The organism is Streptomyces sp. NPDC048734 (assembly GCF_043198675.1).
GTDB lineage: Bacteria > Actinomycetota > Actinomycetes > Streptomycetales > Streptomycetaceae > Streptomyces.
Genome location: NZ_JBICUZ010000009.1, coordinates 250473 through 271561, shown reverse-complemented (window position 1 = coordinate 271561; position 21089 = coordinate 250473). Strand labels below are relative to the sequence as shown.

16 protein-coding genes are annotated in these 21089 nt (G+C 72.9%); 7 read left to right on the top strand and 9 right to left on the bottom strand.

Annotated features, from left to right (window positions below; all coding sequences use genetic code 11):
* Positions 1–70: 70 nt before the first annotated feature.
* Complete coding sequence (locus ACGFQC_RS24305; RefSeq protein ID WP_363089355.1) at positions 71–2368, bottom strand: glycoside hydrolase family 78 protein; 2298 nt, start codon at positions 2366–2368, stop codon at positions 71–73.
* 232 nt (positions 2369–2600) lie between these two features.
* Complete coding sequence (locus ACGFQC_RS24300; protein WP_363089356.1) at positions 2601–3224, bottom strand: TetR/AcrR family transcriptional regulator; 624 nt, start codon at positions 3222–3224, stop codon at positions 2601–2603.
* A gap of 259 nt (positions 3225–3483) precedes the next feature.
* On the opposite strand from ACGFQC_RS24300, the gene ACGFQC_RS24295 reads away from it, so the two are divergent.
* Positions 3484–4953 (top strand): MFS transporter, encoded by a 1470-nt coding sequence (locus ACGFQC_RS24295; RefSeq protein ID WP_363089357.1) that lies wholly within the window; start codon positions 3484–3486, stop codon positions 4951–4953.
* A gap of 428 nt (positions 4954–5381) precedes the next feature.
* Here ACGFQC_RS24295 and ACGFQC_RS24290 read toward each other — a convergent pair whose 3' ends face one another.
* Both ACGFQC_RS24290 and ACGFQC_RS24285 read right to left on the bottom strand, forming a co-directional pair.
* Positions 5382–6944: a pectate lyase gene (locus ACGFQC_RS24290; RefSeq protein ID WP_363089358.1), complete on the bottom strand. Its 1563-nt coding sequence runs from the start codon at positions 6942–6944 to the stop codon at positions 5382–5384.
* An 803-nt stretch (positions 6945–7747) separates the two neighbouring features.
* Positions 7748–8152 (bottom strand): MerR family transcriptional regulator, encoded by a 405-nt coding sequence (locus ACGFQC_RS24285; protein WP_363089359.1) that lies wholly within the window; start codon positions 8150–8152, stop codon positions 7748–7750.
* A gap of 431 nt (positions 8153–8583) precedes the next feature.
* Here ACGFQC_RS24285 and ACGFQC_RS24280 point away from each other — a divergent pair, with 431 nt between their 5' ends.
* Positions 8584–10092 carry a SulP family inorganic anion transporter gene (locus tag ACGFQC_RS24280; protein ID WP_363089360.1) on the top strand — a complete coding sequence of 503 codons (1509 nt, stop codon included), beginning with the start codon at positions 8584–8586 and terminating at the stop codon, positions 10090–10092.
* Between the two features lie 65 nt (positions 10093–10157).
* Here ACGFQC_RS24280 and ACGFQC_RS24275 read toward each other — a convergent pair whose 3' ends face one another.
* A complete protein-coding gene (locus ACGFQC_RS24275; RefSeq protein ID WP_363089361.1) occupies positions 10158–10742 on the bottom strand; it encodes a DM13 domain-containing protein in 585 nt (194 codons plus the stop codon).
* A gap of 273 nt (positions 10743–11015) precedes the next feature.
* Between ACGFQC_RS24275 and ACGFQC_RS24270 the strand changes: the two genes are divergently transcribed.
* Positions 11016–11720 carry a hypothetical protein gene (locus ACGFQC_RS24270; protein ID WP_363089362.1) on the top strand — a complete coding sequence of 235 codons (705 nt, stop codon included), beginning with the start codon at positions 11016–11018 and terminating at the stop codon, positions 11718–11720.
* Between the two features lie 430 nt (positions 11721–12150).
* On the opposite strand, the gene ACGFQC_RS24265 is transcribed toward ACGFQC_RS24270, so the two are convergent.
* Entirely contained in the window at positions 12151–12603 is a 453-nt protein-coding gene (locus tag ACGFQC_RS24265; RefSeq protein WP_363089363.1) for a hypothetical protein, read from the bottom strand.
* Positions 12604–12709: 106 nt separating this feature from the next.
* The gene (locus ACGFQC_RS24260) at positions 12710–13639 is read right to left on the bottom strand and encodes a hypothetical protein (protein WP_363089364.1); all 930 of its coding nucleotides are present in this window, start codon (positions 13637–13639) and stop codon (positions 12710–12712) included.
* Positions 13640–13969: 330 nt separating this feature from the next.
* On the opposite strand from ACGFQC_RS24260, the gene ACGFQC_RS24255 reads away from it, so the two are divergent.
* The 4 genes from ACGFQC_RS24255 (at position 13970) to ACGFQC_RS24240 (ending at position 19647) form a co-directional block, all read left to right on the top strand.
* Complete coding sequence (locus tag ACGFQC_RS24255; RefSeq protein WP_363089365.1) at positions 13970–14950, top strand: helix-turn-helix domain-containing protein; 981 nt, start codon at positions 13970–13972, stop codon at positions 14948–14950.
* 239 nt (positions 14951–15189) lie between these two features.
* Entirely contained in the window at positions 15190–17271 is a 2082-nt protein-coding gene (locus ACGFQC_RS24250) for a DUF4139 domain-containing protein (RefSeq protein WP_363089366.1), read from the top strand.
* A gap of 7 nt (positions 17272–17278) precedes the next feature.
* Positions 17279–18850, top strand: coding sequence for a DUF4139 domain-containing protein (locus tag ACGFQC_RS24245; RefSeq protein WP_363089367.1), 1572 nt, complete (start codon positions 17279–17281; stop codon positions 18848–18850).
* Between the two features lie 344 nt (positions 18851–19194).
* A complete protein-coding gene (locus tag ACGFQC_RS24240; RefSeq protein WP_363089368.1) occupies positions 19195–19647 on the top strand; it encodes a YbhB/YbcL family Raf kinase inhibitor-like protein in 453 nt (150 codons plus the stop codon).
* A gap of 77 nt (positions 19648–19724) precedes the next feature.
* Here the strand turns inward: ACGFQC_RS24240 and ACGFQC_RS24235 are convergent, their stop codons facing one another.
* Together ACGFQC_RS24235 and ACGFQC_RS24230 are read right to left on the bottom strand one after the other, a co-directional pair.
* Complete coding sequence (locus ACGFQC_RS24235) at positions 19725–20057, bottom strand: DUF6343 family protein (protein WP_363089369.1); 333 nt, start codon at positions 20055–20057, stop codon at positions 19725–19727.
* A gap of 162 nt (positions 20058–20219) precedes the next feature.
* Positions 20220–20930, bottom strand: a complete 711-nt coding sequence (locus ACGFQC_RS24230) for an alpha/beta family hydrolase (protein ID WP_363089517.1) — start codon at positions 20928–20930, stop codon at positions 20220–20222.
* Positions 20931–21089 lie beyond the last annotated feature (159 nt).

Here is a 21089-nt window from a genome sequence, read left to right as displayed (position 1 = left end):
ATGAGCCGTGTGATCCGGTGATCCGGTGGGCCGGGAGGCGGGTGGGGGGCGGGGCCCGGGGCCCGGGTGGTCAGGGCGTGGCCGTGGTGAACGGGATGCGGAAGGAGTGCCGGCCCGGGCCGGCCTCCGTGGGCTTCGCGCCCGGCAGGTCGACCAGTGCGGTGACCCGGGGTGGCACGAGGAGTTCGACGAGCAGCGTGCCGCCCTCGACGCGCCAGCCGGTCTCGGCCCGGCCGTACGGCGTCTCGTGCGCGGCCCGCGCCCAGGTGAGGCCGCCGCCGGGGCGGGGCCGGACCAGGAGCCGGCGGTAGCCCGGCCCGGCGGGCGCCAGGCCGGCGACGGTGCGGTGGAGCCAGTCGGCGACGGCTCCGAACGCGTAGTGGTTGAAGGAGGTCATCTCGCCGGGGTTGACCCGGCCGTCGGGGAGCATGCTGTCCCAGCGTTCCCAGACGGTGGTGGCGCCCATGTCGACCTGGTGGAGCCAGGACGGGCAGGAGCGCTGGGTCAGCAGCCGGTAGGCGGTGTCCACGTGTCCGGTGTCGGTCAGCGCGTCGCACACCAGCGGGGTGCCGAGGAACCCGGTGCCGATGCGGTGTCCGCCCTCGGCGACCAGGGCGGCGAGCCGGCGCCCGGCCTCGGCGCGTTCGGCGGGGTCCTCGATCAGCCGGAAGCACAGGGCGAGGGCGTACGCGGTCTGGGTCTCCTCCGTCAGCCGGCCGCCCCCGGCGTGGAAGCGGCCGAGGAAGGCGTCGCGGACCGAGTCGGCCAGCGCGAGGTAGCGCCCGGCGTCGTCGTCCTGGCCCAGCAGCCGGGCCGTTCGGGCCAGCAGGCGGGCGGAGTGCGCGAAGTACGCGGTGGCCACCAGACAGGAGGAGGTCATCGCCCGGCCGGGGTCGTCCGCGGGCGCGGCCGGGTCCAGCCAGTCACCGAACTGGAAGCCCTCGCCCCAGATCCGGCCGGGTCCGGCGATCCGGTCGACGGCGTCGACCCAGTCCCGCATCGAGGGGTACTGGGCGCGCAGCACCTCGACGTCGCCGTAGCGCTCGTGCAGCACCCAGGGGACGATGACGGCCGCGTCGCACCAGCCGGCCATCGGCGGGTTGCCGGGCGGGATCGGCACCGGCGTGATCACCGGAATGGCGGGGCTGAACACCGGCGGTACGCCGCGCGCGTCGTCGCCCTGGTCGGCGGCGAGGTCGCGCAGCCAGGAGCGCAGGAAGTCACGGACGTCGTAGAGGAAGGCCGCGGTGGGGGCGAAGACCTGGACGTCGCCGGTCCAGCCGAGCCGCTCGTCGCGCTGCGGACAGTCCGTGGGCACGTCGAGGAAGTTGCCGCGCATCCCCCAGACCACGTTCTCGTGCAACCGCTCCAGGGAGGCGTCCGAACAGGAGAACCACCCGGTGCGGCGCAGGTCGCTGTGCAGGACGACGGCGGTGACGTCGGCCGGGTCCAACTCGCCCGGCCAGCCGTCGATCTCGGCGTGGCGGAAGCCGTGGAAGGTGAAGCGGGGCTCCCACACCTCGCCCTCCGGGTCCCCGCACAGGGTGTAACGGTCGGTGGCGGTGGCGTGCCGCAGCGGGCGCGTGCACAGCTCGCCGTCCTCGAGGACCTCGGCGTGGCGGAGGGTGATCGTGCGGCCGGCCTCGCCCCGGACGCGGATGCGCAGGCGTCCGACGAGGTTCTGGCCGAAGTCGACGAGGGTGCGGCCGGTGGGTGAGGTGGTGACGGCGACCGGGGTGAGCGACTCGATACGGCGCACCGGCGGGCTGTCGGCCGGGAAGAGCACGCCGGTGTCGAACTCCAGGACCCGCACGGGTTCCCACGCCGAGTCGTCGAAGCCGGTTTCGCTGAAGCCGGCCTGTGCGCGGCGGGCGTCGTACTCCTCGCCCTCGTACAGTCCGGCGGCGAGGACGGGTCCCGGGCTCCAGCGCCAGTGCGCGCCGGTGGCGACGGTGTCGGTGGTGCCGTCGGCGTACTCGATCCGCAGCTCGGCGAGCAGGCCCGTGTCGTCGCCGTAGATGTCGCGGGTGCCGCCGTTGAAGCCGAGCAGGCCCCGGTACCAGCCGTCGGCCAGGTGGGCGCCCCAGGCGTTGGCGCCCTCACGGACCAGGTGCGTCACGTCGAAGTCCTGGTAGCGGTGGCGGTGGCGGTAGCTGGTCCAGCCGGGGGCCAGGACGTGGTCGCCCACCACGGTGCCGTTGAGTTCGAGCTCGTACACGCCGAGCGCGGTGACGGAGAGCCGGGCCGCCGTGACCGCTGTCCGCAGGGTGAACTCGTCGCGCAGCAGGGCGGCCGGGCGGGCCCCGGTGGTGGCGGGCTCCGCCGGTCGGCGGGGAGCGATGACGCGGGCGGTCCGGAAGTGGCGCATGTCGGGTCCTCGGCGCGGTGGGCGCGGGTGATGCCTGGTGGTGGCCTGGGATGGGTGGAGTCGTCGGGCGGAGGGGGCGGGTTCGATCATGCGCCCCAAAACCTAGTGAACGCTAGGTCTTGGTCGGCGTGATGTGGGTCACACACCCGATCGGGAACGTCACCCAATTGGCAAGGTCATGACAACCCATGGATCCGGAGGCCGCCCGATCAACCGCCGGAGCCGGGACCGCCTACAGCCCCTGCCCGTCGACGGACATGGAGCGCAGGAGGCGGTCGAGGTGCGCCCGCATGACCGCGATGAGGTCGAAGGAGCGGCCGCCGGCGAGCCACTGCTGACGCAGGCCCGCGTCGAGGGCCGCGCACTCGCGGGCGATGCCGCCGTGGTCGAGGTCCGGCAGGAGTTCACCGTTGCGGCTGCCGGCCTCCAGCCGCTCGGCGAGCTCCTTCACGCCCTTCTCCTGCCAGTGGGTGAAGAAGTCGTGGGCGGGGTGGTCGGGGGCGGTCGCCTCGGCGGCGACCACGACGGCGAGTTCCACCATGCCGGGCATGGTGAGCCGCTGGGCGGTGTCCTCCAGGTGACAGCGGAAGGCGTCGCGCACCGATCCCGAGACCCGCTGCCACCGGGTGTCCATGCGGTCGTGCCAGTACTCGACGACGGCCAGCAGGAGCTGCTGCTTGTCGCGGAAGTGGTGCAGCAGGCCGGCGTCGGTGATCTCGGCGTCCCGGGCGACACTGGCGAGCGAGGTCTTGCGGTAGCCGTCCTGCCCGAAGCGCAGCAGCGCGGCTTCGAGGATCTGGGTGCGCCGGGCCCGGCCTGCCGTGTAGCCGCCGCGCGGCCCCCTGGGTGTCGCCATGCCAGAACCGTACCGGGGGCGGCGCACGGCGACGGCGGCGGACCGGGAGGGAGTTACGCCTGTGACGTGGGTCACGCAATGGAAACCTAGCGGGCACTAGGTGTTCGGGTCATCATCGACGTCACGCGACGACGGATGGCCGCGCTGTCACCTCCCGGTCACCGGGATGTCACGGCGGGCTCGTTCCTCCGCGCCCCCACATCGCCCCCCCACATCTCCTCTCACCCCCTTCGGCACCTCCGTGAAAGGAGGGCATGGCGTGACACCGACGTCACCAAGCCCCTCACTCGACAGCGCGCCTCCTGCCGAGACGGGCGGACGATGGAATCTCCGCCTGGTCGCGGTCCTGATCGCCCTCGCCTGGCCCACCCAGTTGCTGGCCGCGGGCGGGATCCTCGGTGCCAACGCCACCGCGAGCGTCGCCCAGAGCTTCCACACCACACAGGTCGCGTGGTTCGGCCTGACGCTCACCCTGGCGAGCGTCCTGCTCACGCCGTTCGCCATCAAACTGGGCGATCTGTACGGCAGGAAGCGCGTCATGCTCGCCATGATGGCGCTGGGCGCCGGCGGTGAGGCCCTGGCCGCACTGGCCGGAGACTTCTGGCTGGTGCTGGTCGGCCGGGCCATCGCCGGTTTCTACGGCCCGTTCGGTGCCCTCTCCTTCGCCGCGGTGCGGGACGTCTTCCCCAAGAAGCTGGTCAAGTCGGCCAGCGGCATCATGGGCAGCAGCGTCGGGCTGGTGGCCCTGGGCACACCGTTCCTGGCGGGCTGGCTCGTCGACAACTGGGGCTACCGCGGTGCCCTCTGGTTCCTCGCCGTCGCCACCGCCGTCGCCTTCGTGCTGGTCGCGTTCCTGGTGCCGGAGACACCGCGGCACGCCTTCGACACGGGCTTCGACTGGCTCGGGGGCCTGGTCCTCGGCGGCGGTCTGACCGCCGTGGTCTACGCCGTCGGCCAGGGGCAGAGCTGGGGCTGGGCGGACGGCAGGACCCTGGGCTGGCTCGCCGCCGGGGCCGCCGCGCTGGTCGCCTTCCTGTTCGTCGAGCGGGCCAGCGCGCACCCGATCCTGGACCTCGGGGTCCTCCGGCGCCGCCCGGTGGCCCTCGCCCTCACGGCGGGCGGTCTCGCCCAGACCGTCGCGTTCACGATGCCCGGCCTGGCCATCCTGCTCGCGCTCTTCCCGCACATCCCCGGTGTCTCCGCCGGCCTCGGCTGGACCGCGCAGCACAACGCCGCGGTCAGCGTGAGCTGGAACCTGGTGATGTTCGGCACCGGCCTGTTCGTCAGCCGCTTCCTGCGCCGCCTGGACCCCCGCAAGGTCTGGATCGCCGGCCTGGCGGTCATGGCACTGGGCTACACGCTCGTCGGCTTCTTCCACGGCGGCGAGGCGGAACTGATCCTGACGTCGTGCATCGCCAACATCGGTTCCGGCATCGTGGTGGCGACCGCGCCGGTGCTCGTCGTCGGCGTCGTCTCGCGCGACGAACAGGGCCTGGGCAGCGGCATGCTCAACATGCTCATCAGCCTGTTCGGCGCGATCGTCACGGCCGGCGCGTACGCCCTCCTCAACGCGCACAGCACCGTGGTCGACGGCACCGCCTTCTACCAGGACGCCGGTTACGCCTGGGTCTTCTGGCTCGGCGCCCTCGTCACCCTCCTGGCCCTGGCGCTCTCCCTGTTCATCCCCCGGCTGCGGGATCCGGAGACCGACGACGTGCTGCCCGGCTGAGCGGACAGCGCGGGCGGGACGGCGCGGGCGGGACGGGATCCCGCGCGCGCCGTCCTCTGCGTGGCGGGCCGCCGAGCAGTGGCGGGCCGCCACGGGCACGTCGCACACCGGAAACGGCCGCCCGGCGGCAGCCCGTGGCCCCGACGGACCGTCCGCAGAACGGACTTCGCCCGCTCGGGCCTGCCGCGCCCGGGCCTCTCGGCCGACGGGACCCGCCTGCCGACGCGGTGCGTCAGTCGCGGTCGGGACGCAGCCTGCGGTGCGTCCCGGAGCGGCCGATGACCAGGTAGGTCCAGGCTTGTCTCCTTGCTTGCGCAGCCGGATGGAGCCGCCCCCGCGGGGGCGGCTCCATCCGGCGCCGGGGACGGGGGATCAGTCCGGCCCGTCCCGGTGCCGCGTCGGGCACCGGGACGGGCCGGACCGCCCGCCTACTGGGCGTAGGTCTCGAACTCGGCGACCCTCGGCGTGCCCGTCGAACCGGTGATCTCGAAGGTGACCTTGCTCAGCGAGGTCCGCGGGAAGGTGATGGCACCCGCGCCGCTGCCCGAGGTCAGCACGGTGCCGGTGTCAGCGTTGACCACCTTCCAGGCGCCGATGACACCCGTGGCCCCCGCCGCCTCCCGGATGACGACCCTGGAGACGGACGTGGCGGAGCCCCACTTGATCGAAATGGCTCCGGTCGAGGCGGCGGGCGACCAGTACGTGCTCATGTCGCCGTCCCGCACGTTGCCGTAACTCGTCCCGGTGGCCTTGCTGGAGCCGTCCGATCCGGCCCCGACGCTCAGGTTGGTCCCGCTGGGCTGGCTCGGTCCCGAGGTGGGACTGGGGGTCGGGGTCGGGGTGGCGGACGTGGGCGGGGTGGTCGGGGTCGACGTGGGCGACTGCACGGCGCAGCTGCCGTTCGACACCTGGAGGCCCTTGCCGGCCCCGGCCGTGCGGCTGACGACGTCCGGGACGCACGCGGCGGCGTCGAGCGTGTAGGCGTAGGGGATGCTGACCGTGGTGTTGGACTGCGGGTTCGGTCCGGCGGGGTTGTTGTCGGTGCCGGGGCTGGACCAGGTCACGTTGTCGAAGACGTTGCCGCTGACCTGCCAGTAGCCGGCCGCGTCCGTGTAGAAGGTGCCCAGGACGTCCTTGGAGTCCTCGAAGTAGTTGTTGTCCACCTTGGCGCGCGCTCCGGCGCGGGAGTTGATGCCGGACTCGTTCAGGCTCACGTAGTGGTTGTTGTAGATGTGGGCCGTTCCGCCGCGCAGCAGGGGCGTGCGGGAGTCGATGTTCTGGTAGAGGTTGTGGTGGAAGGTGATGAACCCGTTCGAGAGGTCGCTCTCGCTGGAGCCGACCAGGCCGCCGCGCCCGGAGTTGCGCAGGACGCTGTACGACAGCGTCACGTACTTGGTGTCGTCCTTCATGTCGAAGAGGCCGTCGTAGCCTTCCGACTCCCCGCCCGACGCCTCCAGGGTCGTGTGGTCGACCCAGACGTTGCGGACGCCGCTCTCCATGCCGATGGCGTCGCCGCCGTTGGATGTGGGCGAGCCCGACTTCTTCACGTTCTTGATCGTCACGTTCTGGATGATGATGTTGCTGGCTTCACGGATGTGGATGCCCAGCTGGTCGAAGACGGCTCCGCCGCCGACGCCGACGATCGTGACGTTGCTGATCTGCTTCAGCTCGATCACCCCGGCGGCGGTGTTGCAGCTGCTGCCCGACACCTTGGCCGTGTTGCCGTGGTTGATGGTCCCCTCGACCTCGATGGTGATCGGGGTGCTGCTGCTGGCCCTGCCGCACAGGGCCGCGTGGATCGCGGTTCCCGTGGTGGCCCGCACCGTCTGACCACCGGCTCCACCGGTGGTACCGCCGTTCTGGGTCGCGTAACCGGTCGCGGCACCGGTCGCCGCGGAGGCCTCCGGCATCGACAGCACGACACCGACCCCGGCCGCGAGGGCCATCGCGGCCGATGCGGCGGACAGTCGCAGGGCGACTTTTCTCTGCATGGATGTCTCCTGACTCCTCGTTCTTCCTGGCCTGGCATTGCTGCCGCACACGGCGAAGGTTTGTCCGTGGACCGTCAATCCAGACTGACAGGAAGAACGTGCTGGACGGTCGCATGCCGGCTCGTCATGACGTGCACCCTTCGTTCGGCGGCACGTCGGCGTCGCGGGACACTCCGTGCCGGATCACTGGCGGCTCGTGCACAAGTCGCGGCGCCCACCGCGACGGTCGGCTCCCCGGAATGGTCCCGGCTCCGAGAAAGCGCTTTCCGTGCGGCGACGATAGGGGTCCGGTGGCGAGGTGGCAAGAGGTCGGGAAGGGCCCGCGCGGAGGGCGGCAACCGCCCGCGACCCCGTTCCACTTCACGACGTACGGCACTCACGCCCGAGTGCTGACGTTGCTTCCGTGAACGCGTTTCCCCGCCCGTGGAGCCGTTTCCGCCGCAACCGGGCCTGCCAGGCGGCATGACGTCCGACTTCTCTTCACGTTCCCATACGTGAACGTGGGTGATGTACGTGGTCAGCTCGGGCGTCCGGGCGGCGCCCCCTGAGGGTCTCGACGCGGCGCGGGGTGAGCACGGTCTCCACCGCGCGGACACCGCTCAGGCCAACGGGCTTCTCGTCGACGAAGACGGAGAGGCCGTCCACCGTTCGACACCGGACAAAGGCGACGAGGCCGAGAAGGCCGCCACGATCCCGCCGCTCCTCATCACCGAGGACGACATCGACCAGGCGCCCCGCACCACCTCGACTGACGCGCGCATCCCGCCCGCCGGCCAGGGCATCCCGCTCCGCCCGCCCGCCGGTCAGGGCGCCGTGGTCCGGGTCAGCCGCTCGGCGAGCGCGGCCGCGAACTCCTCGGCGCGTGCCAGCTGGACGCGCAGGTCCTCGACCCGCCGCTGCGCGGCCTGTTCGAAGCCTCGGATGCGCCTCCGCAGCTCCTCGCGCTCCGCGGGCGGCAGTTCGTCGTCCGAGTCCAGGCGGTCCGTCGCCTCGAGCAGGCCGCGCATCTCGTCGAGGGTGAAGCCGAGGGGTTTCATCCGGCGGATGACCATCAGGCGCACGACGTCCGCCTCGGTGTAGAGACGGAAACCGCCCTGGGAGCGGGCCGAGGGGATGACGAGGCCTGCGTCCTCGTAGTGCCGGATGGTGCGCAGCGACAGCTCGGTCCGTGCGGCGACCTCGCCGATCTGCATGTGCTCGCTGCTCACGCGGCGCCCTTCTCGTCTCTGGCGGCGATCACCGGAAGCCGACGCCGATCTCTACTCTAACGTCAGGGTAGAGTTGCCCCGGCCCGGGGACGGCTCTCCGCCGCGCCTTCCTCCCGGTACGGGCCCGCCGTCCCGCGCCGCACGTCGTGTCGGGGCCGACGAAGCCCCCGTCGAAATCCGCCGTCCGCAGGAGAGAGCGTGCGCATGTCCGTGACGACCGGTGTCGCCGCCCTCCCGCCGTGAGCCTTCGCCGCCAGGTGGTGCCCGCCGCCCTCACGGCTCGCTTCTGAGCCGCCCACCGGTCCCGTTCCGCCCCTCGCGGACCTCTTGGAGGACCGGTCCGCTCATTCGCGCCTTCCCCATCTCCCACGTCTTTTCCGCACGCCCGCCGTGATGCCGGGTGTGCCCGAGCACGACAGGCCTGCCTTCCCTTGTCTTCCTCCGCACTGTCCCCGGCCGCGTGGCTGCGTGACCCCCGGCGTCCCACCTGGCTGTCCGACCCGAAGGTGCTGCGCACCGAGGTGCTGGCCGGTCTCGTGGTCGCCCTGGCGCTGATCCCCGAGGCGATCTCGTTCTCGATCATCGCCGGGGTCGACCCGGCCGTCGGTCTGTTCGCCTCCTTCACCATGGCCGTCACCATCGCCGTGGTCGGCGGCCGGCCTGCCATGATCTCCGCGGCGACCGGTGCCGTCGCCCTGGTCATCGCCCCGCTGAACCGCGAGCACGGCTTCGGCCACCTGGTCGCGGCCGTCATCCTGGCCGGCGTCATCCAGATCGCCCTGGGCGCGCTCGGGGTGGCGAAGCTGATGCGGTTCGTGCCGCGCAGCGTGATGGTCGGCTTCGTCAACTCCCTGGCCGTCCTGATCTTCATGGCGCAGGTTCCGGAGATGACGGACGTGCCCTGGCCGGTCTATCCGCTGATCGCCGCCGGCCTGGCCCTCATGGTGTTCTTCCCCAAGGTCACCACGGTGGTCCCGGCTCCGCTGGTGTCCATCGTCATCCTCACGGTCATCACCGTCGCGGCGGGGATCGCGGTGCCGACCGTCGGCGACAGGGGGGACCTTCCCTCCGCGCTGCCGGTGCCCGGCCTGCCGGACGTGCCGTTCACACCGGACACCCTGACCACCGTCGCCCCCTACGCGTTCGCCATGGCCCTGGTCGGGCTGATGGAGTCGCTGATGACCGCCAAGCTGGTCGACGACATCACCGACACCCACTCGTCCAAGACCCGTGAGTCGGTCGGGCAGGGCGTCGCCAACATCGTCACCGGCTTCTTCGGCGGCATGGGCGGCTGCGCCATGATCGGCCAGACGATGATCAACGTGCGGGTGTCCGGCGCCCGTACCCGTCTGTCGACGTTCCTGGCGGGCGCCTTCCTGATGGTGCTGTGCATCGTCTTCGGTCCGGTCGTCTCGGACATCCCCATGGCCGCGCTCGTCGCCGTGATGGTCATGGTGTCGGTGGCCACGTTCGACTGGCACTCCGTCGCGCCGAAGACGCTCAGGCGGATGCCGGCCGGGGAGATCACCGTCATGGTGGTGACCGTCGTGTGCGTGGTCGCCACCCACAACCTCGCCATCGGTGTCGTCGTCGGCTCGGTCACGGCCATGGTCGTCTTCGCCAGGCGTGTCGCCCACTTCGCCGAGGTCACCTCGGTCACCGACCCCGACGGCTCGACCGTCGTCCACCGGGTCACCGGTGAGCTGTTCTTCGCCTCCTCCAACGACCTCGTCGACCGCTTCGACTACACCACCGAAGCCGACCGCGTCGTCATCGACCTGTCGGCCGCCCACGTCTGGGACGCCTCCTCCGTCGCCGCGCTGGACGCCATCGAGCACAAGTACGCCCAGCGCGGCAAGACCGTCGAGATCACCGGCCTCAACGAGGCCAGCGCCCGCCTCCACGGGACACTCAGCGGCGAACTCACGGGCAGCGGCTGACCGGGCACCGGCGGCGAGAGGGACACCGCGCGGCCGCGGGGCACCACTGTGAAGACCAACGCCCCTCAGGTGCGGGCGAGTTCGGCCGCGCCGAAGGACACGTCGAAGCGGTCGCACCAGATGCTGACACTGCGGTAGTCCGAGGGATCCACGTCGGCGGGGAGGGCGTAGTTCTGACTTCCCCTGTTGCCCTTGAGTCTGCCGAGGCTGACGTGCTCCCCGTCGTCGAAGACGCGCCATCCGGCGTGTCCCCGCCGCACCGGCGCGTCGGTCAGCCAGACGCGCAGGTCCGGTCCGTTGCTGGTGTCCAGGTTCTCCAGCCTGACGACGTGGGAGCCGTCGACCAGCCGTACGAGCTTCACCGTGCCCGAGGTCGCGTGCTCATGGCTGATCAACTCACCACTCGCCAACGTGTGCGGACCGGCGGCCGGGGCGGACCGCCCGGAGGGCTCGTCCGAGGGGGCCGGTGCGGGAGCCGACGCCGGAGGGGTCGAGCCGCTCACGACTCCGGGGAGAGCCTCCTGGACGGTCTCGTCCTGCCACAGCTTCCACGGCTGGAACCAGTACAGACCCAATCCGGCACCCGCCACCGCCGCCACCAGCACCGCGATGGCCAACGGCCCGGTCAGCGCCCTGCGCATGCGCCCCATCTCCGCCCCGATCTCTGGGAGTTCACTTCGTCGTCCGCCCATTCAACGGGCGGGGACGGCCGTCGCGCACCCCGTGACCGATGACGGAATCCTTACGTCGCGCCGGTCGCGCCGGTCGCACCGGTCGCACCGTGCGAGCGGCGGCAACGCGGCTGCGCACGAGGGCTGACCGCGGGAAGGCCGCGCTCCGTAGTATCACTTCGACACAACGCCGTACATGCCGTGGGTCGGCGGCCCGCGACCTGTCGGGTCCTATCAAGGAGCGTGAGCGTCATGTCCGAGACCACCACCCAGACAAACGGGGTGACCAGCCAGTATGCGGCGCAGGTCGCCGGTGACCTGGAGCGCAACCTCAAGGAGCAGGACCGCGTTGCCGGTGAGATCGCCGCGCTGCAGGAGCAGTTGGCCTCCCTGGAGAAGGACCGCACGGTGCTGCTGAACGTGCAGCAGGCCCTCGGTGTGGAGTCCGCGCCCGCCGCGCCCGCGACCGAGAAGACCGCCACCGAGAAGACCGCCGTTGAGAAGAAGGCCCCGGTCGAGAAGACCCTGGTCGAGAAGGCCGCGGCGGTGCCCGCTCCGCGGAAGAAGGCGCCGGCCGGTGCCTCCCGCCGGCCGAAGGCCGCCAAGCCCGCGGCAGCGGCTGCCAAGCCGGCCGTCAAGAAGCCGGCGGCCCGCCCGGCGGCCTCGAAGACGGCCCCGAAGGCGGATCAGCCCTCGCTCGTCTCCCTCGTCCGCGAGCACCTCGCCGGCCGGAGCGAGCCGCGTTCCGCGGCCGAGGTCGCCCAGTCGCTGGGTGAGCAGTACCCCGAACGGAACATCAAGACCACCGTCGTGCGCACCGCCCTCGAAGCGCTGGTGGCCAGGAACCACGCCCAGCGCGGCAAGCAGGGCACCTCCGTCTTCTACACCTCCCCGGAAGCGCCCGCCGCCCCGGCCGCGGACGCAGAGGGGGCGCCACGAGAGGAGCGGTCCGCGTAAGGACGGGCCCTGCGCCGTCAGGTGCGCACTCCCGGCGTGCCGGGCCCTGCCGCTCGTGCTGGACGTACTCGGGTCAGGACCCGGTGCGGCGAGTGGGCCCCTCCGCAGGAGCGAGCATGGCGTCACGGGGCGGGCGGGAAGGTGCCGACAGGGCCTTGTGGGGATGCCGGGCGCAAGGCGTCCCCACAAGGCGCGGACTGTCAGTCCCGGCTGTGCGGGAGCGAGGGTCTTTCGTCTGGATCGGGCCGGATCAGGGAGCGCGGTCCGGTGCCGGGGGCACCTCCCGCGCCTTTCAGGCGGTGGGAGAGCCTCGCGAGGCGGAGGAGGGAGTCGGGGCGGAGCCCCGGCGACCGACGACAACGCGGCGAGGGGCGGTGCCAGGGCCCGCGAGCCCGGCCTGATCCAAACGACAGGCCCGAGGGCGCGGGGATCAGACCGCCCACCTGTCACACGTGCTGGCGCCCACCCAACGGTGCGAGCTGATGGCGTTGTTGGCCGAGTGGCCGGTGGTGAAGTAGTCGTCGGTGAGGTTGGAGGCGTAGCCCTCGGCGCGGGACAGGCAGATGTGGCCGCCGGTCCACGACGTGCCGGTTCCGTTGAAGAACTGGACCTCCTGGTTGTTGCCCTTGTTGAGGATGGACGAGGCCTTGTTGGTGTCGCCGCCCTGGAAGCTGTACGAGCCGTCGCCCCAGTTGGCGTCGTCGCCCTCGGCCCGGCCGAGCCGACCGACGCAGTTGAGGCTGTCGTAGGCGTACATGGAACCGGCGGCCGCGGCCGAGTAGTCGTCGGAGCAGGTCTCGGCGGCGTGCGCGGTGGAGAGAGGGACGACGGTTCCGAGAGCGGCCATGGCCAGCACGGTCAGGGTGGCGGGAAGCTTCTTCATGCGGACAACTCCTTGGACGATCTGTCGGGTGGGAACTTCCCCGCGGCCATGACGCCGCGGAAATCTGCGGTGGGACGCCTACCGGACACCGGGTACCGGATGTCTTTTACCTGCTGTCGCGGTTCCTGGCCCGGGAAAGCGCGGTGATCCTCATCTGCTGGTAGGTCGCAGACTCTTCGGAGTGGGCAAGCAGCGCCTGTCCCCTGTACTCGTCCTCAAGGGAACGCGCGGTTTCCCCGAGGGATGTCCTCCGGGCGCATTCGGCCTCGGTCACGGCCAGTTCCACTTCGGCGCTCTGCGCTTGGGACGCGTTCATTCCCTCGACCAGGGAATCCCGTTTCCGGCGTATCTCGTCCGGGCTGCTGAAAGGGGCTCCCGAAGCGGTCATGCACCGGGACCATGCCTTGACCGCGGTGGCCAGGCGCTCGTCCCGGAGAATCCTCGGCACATACAGCGGGGTCAGTCCGTTCACCGTCTTCTTGACCCGGAACCAGGTCGGGTAGTCGCCGAAGAGCCGCTCCCGCGCCTCGGCGTGACAGCCCTCGCGCGGTGTCCGGACCGTGCCGCCGGACGGCAGCTCGACGGAGATGGTGTCGTCGAAGTCGCCGTCCAGCGCGAGTGAGTAGCGAATGCGCTCCTTCTCCGGGAGTGCGTTGGCGTAGGTGATGTTGGGATGGCTACGGCGTGACTCCTCGGCCGCCAGGTCGAAGGGGCGGCCGTACCCGTACCGGCGAGCCCAGTCGACGTCGTCCACCACGTACGCGCCGACCTTGCGTTCCGCGACGCCGGCCACGGGATTCGGCCAGTAGGAGTAACCCTGACGGGTCATGCACTCTCCGACGAGCTCTTCCTCCGCGAGCTCGATCTCGGCCTCCTCCGCGAGGGTCAGCTCTCTGATCTGCGCACCCGCCACGCCGGCCCCCGCGCCTTTCTGCGGCCGCTCCGCATCCTCCGCGTCTTCGCCCTGGGCCCCGCAGCCGGCCACCAGGAAGGCGAGGAGAGCGCCGGAAAGACGAACGGAGGTTTTTCGCTTCACTCGGCACGTCCTCCTCGGATGGGTTCCTGCGCCGGCCTTCGAACGACAGGGGACTCACCGCCGGCTCGAGAACGACGCCCCCGCCGAGAGACCTTAGGGTCATCGCGGGGCGCGGACTTTGTCATCCGTGCGGGGGACTTTGTCATTCGTGCGGGGGGTCCGGGGAACGGCCACCAGCTCCGCACGGGCCCGTGGAAGTCGTTGCACAACCAGACATGATCCTGCCAAGCTGATGCCGGAAGTCGTCCGTACAGAGAGGTGGCTTGTGGGGGAACGAGCCGAAGTGTCGCCAGGCCGGCTCCACGAGCGGTGCGGGCGGAGTCCCGCCTCATGAGCGCGGTCCTGGACACCGCGTGCGTACCGCCACAGGACCGGAAGGAGGCGATCCGGCACGCGGTGTGGGAATCCGTCGTGGCGGTCGACATCGATCACCATCCGCCGACCGAGGACATCTCGGTACGCATGGGCCTCGGCGCCGTCGGCCCCATCGGGATCTGCTCGGCACGGGCGACCGCCACCACCATTCGCCGGACGGAGCGGCTGGCCCGGCGGGACGAGGAAGCGGCGGTCTTCCTCGGCCTTCAGGTGACGGGCACCAGCCTGGTGGTGCAGAACGGCCGCCAGTCCTTACTGGGCCCGGGAGACTTCACCGTCTACGAATCGACCGCTCCCTACACCCTTCTCTTCGCCGAGGGGGTCGACCATCACTTCCTGCGTTTCCCCCGTACGGCACTCGCGCTCCCCGAGCGGTCGCTGCGGGACATCGCCGCGGTCCCCCTCGGCTCAGGCAACCCCGTCGCACGCCTCGCCTTCACGTACTTCTCCCAGCTGGCCGTCAGCGAGGAACTGCGCGAAGGCGTGCACACCGACGCCGTCCTGGAGCCCAGCATCGAACTGCTCCGCGCCGTCGTGGCGTCCCATCTCGGCGACTCCGGTGCGGCCAAGGCACCGTTGGAGGCGACACTCAGTCTGCGGATCACCCGGTACATCCGGGCGCACCTGGCGGATCCCGGCCTGTCGGCGGCACGGATCGCCGGCGCGCACGGCATCTCCGTGCGTCATCTCTACACCGTGCTGTCCCGGTCGGGGATCAGTCTCGGAGACTGGATCCGCTCGCACCGCCTGGCGGCATGCAGACGAGAGCTGGCCGGGCCCGACAGCCGGCTGCGGACCATCGCGGCGATAGGGCGGAGCTGGGGCTTCGTGGACGCGACCCACTTCAGCAAGGTGTTCAAACAGGCCTACGGGATCTCACCTCGGGCCTGGCGTGACCAGAACCACGATCACCCGGCGCCCCCGTCCACCGCGTAGTGTCCAGGGACAACTCCCCCCTTCCACCGGCCCTTTGCCCGTCTCCGCCCCGTACGACCCGTAGACCAGGTGGGGCGACGACACCAGCCTCGACGGCTGCGACACCGCCGGCTCCGTTGCCGTCCGTCCGCCGTCACCCGCAGACCGCCACCGGGCCGCGTCCGGTCGTCGCCACGGGACCCGCGGGGAACGCGCACGGGACGTAGGCTGTACTCGGCACGGACACGGTGGGGGCGTACATGCGGGTGGAAGAGGCACGGAGTTGGGGGTCGACCCTCGATTCGGTCGTGGTGTACGCGCAGGGCGCGCTCTGCCGCCGTCTGGCCCGCGGCAGCGTGCCGCCGGACGGGCGGGTACGGGTGACGGGGCTGCCCCGCTCGCTGGACCCCGGCTCACTGCGGGCGCGAGTCCTCGGCGCTCCCGGCGTGCGCGTCGTCGAGGCCAGGGTCGAGGTCGGGGCCGAGCCGCGGGACGCCGGCGTCCCCGACGCGTTGCGGCGCGAGGTGGAGCGGCTGGGCGAGGCGTACGCGGCGGCACAGGGGCGTCGGGACCGGCAGCTGGATCTGATCAGGGAAGTCGCGGCCCTGCACCCGGTCCCGCCGGCCCGCAGGCGCGACGATCCGCACCGGCGCACCCCGGTCGACGCGTGGCTGGAACTCGCCGACTTCGTCGAACAACGGCTGACGGACCTGCACACCCGCCTCGCCGAACTCGACGAGGCACTGCGTCTCGTCGGGCACGACCTCGCCGTCGCCACGGACCGGCTGGCCCGCGCCTCCACCGACGTACCGCCGGCGCACGTCGCGACCACGGTCTCCGCGGTCCTCACCCTCGCCGGCGGCACCGGTGACGCGGAAGCGGAGCTGGAGCTGGAGTACGGGGTGCCGGGCGCCGTCTGGGTACCGGCCTACCGTCTCGGCCACCGCCGCGGCGAGGACAGCGGCCGCCTGGTGCTGCGCGCCTCGGTCGCCCAGCGCACCGGGGAGGACTGGACGGGCGTACGGGTCGCCCTGTCCACCGCCGACCTGCGGCGCCGCACCGGTCTGCCGAAGCTCGGCTCGGTCCGGATCGGGCGCCGCCAGCCCGCCCCCGCCCCCTCCGGCTGGCGCGAGCCCCCGGCCGGGCTCGCCGACCTGTTCACCGGATACGACGCCCCGGGCCCGCGTCCGGCCACGGCCGCCGCCGCACCCAGGGGTTCGGGGGCGGCGACCGTGGCCGGCACGGCCGACCTCGCTCGCCCTGCCCCTCCGCCGTCCTACGGCGGACCCCCGCCCCTGCCCGCGGCGCCCGGCGGCCCGCCCGTCGCCCCTCCGATGCCCTTCGGCGGCCCGGTGCCGGACCTCGCGCAGCCGACCAGGCCGCGTCCGGGCGGCGCCCCGCGCAGCGCCGGCAGGGCCTTCGCCGCTCCCTCCGCTCCCGCCGCCAAGGCACCCCCGGCTCCGGGCCGGGCCGCGCCCCCGCCACCGCCCGCCCCGGCGGTCGGTCCGCCGCGGCCCAGCGGCACCGAACTCGACTACGCGGCACTGGTGCTGTGCGGCCCCGACGAGCCGGGCGACCGCCGGGGCCGGCTGTTCCCCGACTCCCCCTTCGACCCGGTGGCGGCCGAGCACCGGCGCCGCGCCGAGGCGGTGGCCGCGCTGCCGCTGCCCGGGCACGCCGTGCGGCCCCGCGAGTCGGCGGGCTCCTTCGACCACCGCTTCGACGCCGCCGCCCGCGCCGACATCCCCTCGGACGGCACCTGGCACACCGTCACCGTCGGCGAGATCCCGGTCGGTCTGCGCACCGAGTACCTGTGCGTGCCGTCGGTGGAGCCGACCGTGTACGCCACCCTCGTGCTCTCCAACGCCACCGACCAGGCTCTGCTGGCCGGCCCGGTGGAGGTCACCGTCGACGACGACTTCCTGCTGACCGCGGCGCTGCCCACCCTCGCGCCCGGTGGGGTGCGCCGGGTGGGACTCGGGCCGGCCGAGGGCATCCGGGTCACCCGCCGCACGAACCTGCGCGAGTCGACGGCGGGCCTGCGCAACAACATCACCGTGCTCGACCACCGCGTGCACGTGGAACTGGCCAACCGGCTCGCCGGGCCCGTGACCGTCGAGGTGCGCGAGCCGGTGCCGGTGACCTCCGACCCGGACGTCCGGATCGAGGAACGGGCTGACTGGACGGCACCCGAGGACGGTTCCGGGTCCGACCGGCACGCACCGGGCACCCGCGTCTGGCGGGTGACGCTGCCCGCCGGCGGCACCACCGCTCTCGACGGCGGCTACGAGATCCGCATCCCGGCCGGCAAGACCCTCGTCGGCGGCAACCGCAGGAGCTGACCCACCCATGTCCACGGCCCCGAAGCCGATCCCCCTCCCCGTCACCGCCGTCACGTGCCTGGAGGACCGCGCCCACGTCGAACGCACCGCCGTGCTCGACCTGCGGGCCGGTGTCCAACGGCTGCGGCTCGGGCCGGTCGGCGCGCTGGCCGTCGACCGCACCTTGCACGCCGAGCTGACCGCCGAGCACGACGCGAGCGTGCTCGACGTGCGGATCGTCCGCGCCTGGACGCCGCGCGGGCCGCTGCCGTCCGCCGACGACGACTCCGCCCTCCGCCGGCACGTGCACGCCCTCGAAGAGGAACGGCTCGCCGTCGAGCAGCGCCGCGACCGGCTGCGGTCCCGCCTCGACCTGCTCGGCCGCCTCGCCGCCGACCTGCTGCGGGAGATCGGCGAGGGCGCCGGCCACGGGGAGACCGAGGGCCCGCGCTGGACCCGCGAACTGGACCGGGTGGACGCCGAACGCGACGCGTACGGTGAGCGACTGCGCGCCGCGGAAGCCCGGTTGACCGCCCTGGCCGCCGAACTCGGGGAGGCGCAGCGGGCCGTGGACCTCGCGGAGACGGAACCCGCCGAGCTGGTCGGGTACGTCGAGCTGACCGTGGAGGCCGGCGCCGCCGGCCCGGTGGGGCTGCGCCTGACCCACCTCACCCCGTGCGCGCTGTGGCGGCCCGCCTACCGGGCCGTGCTCGACGGGGACTCCCTCACGCTGGAGACCGACGCGATGGTCTGGCAGCGCACCGGCGAGGACTGGTCCGACGTACGGCTGACGTTGTCGACGGCCCGGTCCGCGTCTGCCGCCGAGCCGCCGCGCCTGCGGGAGGACCGGCTGACGCTCACGGACCGCACCGCGGCGGAGCGCCGCACGGTCGACGTCGAGGTGCGCGAGCAGGAGATCGGCGACCTCGGCCCGGCCCCCGTGATCGGCCTGCCGGGAGTCGCCGACGGCGGCGAGACCCGCGTGCTCAACGCCTCCGCGCCGGTCTCGGTGCCCGCGGACGGCCGCGCCCACCGCGTGCCCCTGTCCGTCTTCACCACGGCTGCGCGAAGCGAGTACGCCTGCGCGCCCGAGCTGTCACCCCTGGTCACCCGCGTCGCGCGGTTCGACAACCGCTCCGGCCACGCCCTGCTCGCCGGGCCCGTGGACCTGGTCCGCGACAGCGGGTTCACCGGCCGCGGCACCCTGGACTTCACGGCCCCGGGCGCCCCCGTCGAGCTGGCCTTCGGAAGCTGCGACGACTACCGCGTGGTCCGGCACGCCGAGGAGTCCCACGCCTCCTCCGGCCTGACCCAGCGGACCGTGACCACCCACACCGTCCGGCTGCACCTCTCCCGGTTCTCCGCCCCCGCGGAACGGGCCGAACAAGTCGTCGCCGTGCGGGAGCGCGTCCCCGTCTCGGAGGTCTCGGCGGTGGAGGTGCGGCTGCGCGAGGAGGCCTGCTCCCCCGTGCCGGACACGGTCGACGCGGAGGGCATCGCCCGCTGGGACGTCGTCCTGCCCCCCGGCGGCCGCCGCACGATCACCCTGGTCTACGAGGTGTCGGCGAGCGCGAAGGTGACGGGGCTGTCGGGACGGTGAGGTGAGGGCGCACGCCCGGCCGGCCCCCGTCCGTCGTGGACCGCCCGTCGGCGCGGGGTCACCGCGGCACCGTCACCGCGGCCACGGCCCGTGCTCCCGGCCCGCCTGCGCCCGGAGCCGGACCGGCGGGCGTCCCCGGCAGGTCGCCGACGTGGCGTGGCGGGCAACCGGCCACCGGCCCCGTACCGCCGTCGGTACGGGGCCGGTCGCTCCGGCCCGGGCGAGGCCGCTGCCCGGGCACCGGCCATCCTGCCGGGCCGTACGTTGCAACACCGTTGCACGGTCCGGCTCGTGCCGCGGCGCCCCGCCGGTACGCGCGGACCAGGACGGGTACTCCGGGTTCCATGGCCGGCATCGAACTCATCAGCAGCGCGTTCGACGACCACGCCGTCCTGGCGCGCAGGTACGCGTACGAAGGAGAGAACGAATCCCCGCCGCTGGCGTGGAGCGGCATCCCGGACGAGGCGACCGAGCTGGTGCTGTTGTGCGAGGACCCCGACGCGCCGTCGGGCACGTTCGTGCACTGGGTGGTGGTCGGCATCGACCCCCGCAGCGGGGGTACGGAAGCGGGCGCGGTCCCGCCCGGCGGCACCGAACTCGTCAACGGCTTCCACGAACGGGGCTGGGGCGGACCACACCCCCCGCCGGGGGACGAGGCACACCGGTACCACTTCCGCCTGTACGCGCTCGGGGAGCCGTGCGTCCTGCCCGGGGCGCCGAGCGCCGACCAGGTCCACCGGGCCGTCGACGACCGGCGACTCGCCGTCGGCACCCTCGTGGCGCTCTACCGGCGCTGAACGAGGACCGGGGCCCACGGCAGGAGACCGGGCCCACGGCAGGAGGGGCATCCTTGCTGCGGCCCCGCGTCACGCCCTCACCGTGCGCCCCGCTCACGCCGCAGCCGACGCCCGACCACCAGGAGATCGGCCGCCGCCGACAGGGCCAGGGCCCCGCACAGGACGGCTACGGCGATCAGGGGGCCGCGTCCCGGGCTGTCGCCGGGTCCCGAGTGGGCGGCCCACACGGCGAGGACGACGGCCGCCGCGACGAACACCGGCACGAAGACACCTGACAGGAGCAGGCGCAGCGCGAGGGGGCTCTGTGCGGTGGCCGGTTCGGTTCCGGTCCTCGGGGAGCGCCGTCCGAGCGTCCCCGAACGCGCGCGGCGCGCCCGCCGCTCACGGCGTCCCGGATCCGACGCGCTCATGGTGTTCCTCCCTCCGCACCGGTCCGGCTCCCGCCGTACCTTCCGCGCACGGCGCACCGCGGCGCCGGCGGCGGGCGGTGGCCGTCCCCGGCGCCCGTCGGCGCCCCCATGTCGTCTCCGGCACCGTGCACCGCGCCGCGCGGCGGCCCCGCGTCCGACCGGTCACCTCTCGTTGCGGGCCGGAGCCCGGGTCGGTCCCGGCCGCGCGGTCGTCCGGGACTCGTGCGCGGAGCGCAGCCGGTCGTCGCACCACCGCCTGGCCGTCGCGGCGACGTGTTCCAGAGCTCCCGGTTCCTCGAACAGGTGCGTCGCCCCCGGGACGACGTGCAGGGCGTGCGGGCAGCGCATCCGCCGGGCCGCCTCCTGGTTCAGGGCCAGCACCTGCTGGTCCCGCCCGCCGACCAGGAGCAGTACCGGGACCGTCACCTGCTCCAGGGCGTCCCCCGCGAGATCCGGGCGCCCGCCCCGCGACACCACGGTCAGCACGCGGTCCGGCCGTTCGGCGGCCGCCACCAGCGCCGCGGCGGCACCGGTACTGGCGCCGAACAGGACGACGGGCAGGTCGTGGGTGTCGGGCCGGGTCCCCAGCCAGTCGATCGCGGACACGAGCCGCCGGCCCAGGAGCGCGATGTCGAACCGGTGCTCGGCGGTCAGCGCGTCGTGCCGCTCCTCGCGCTCGCCGAGCAGATCCATCAGCAGCGTGCCCAGCCCGGCGGTGCGCAGCTCGGCGGCCACCATGCGGTTGCGCGGACTGTGCCGGGAGCTGCCGCTGCCGTGCGCGAAGAGCACCACGGCCCGCGCCGGTGCCGAAACGACGAGGTCGCCGGAGAGCGCGACCTCGCCGGCGGGCACCAGAACCATGTCGGAGGTCATCGGTATCAGCCTCTTCCCCATCGGCCGATCGTGTGGATCGCCAGGACCCGGATGTCCCCCACCGCGTACCCACGATGCCGGGGGGAACCCGCTCGCGGCGGCGGAGTTCCCGTTTGGCCGCCGTCCGGGAGGAAACCCCGGACAGGAGGGGGCGACCGC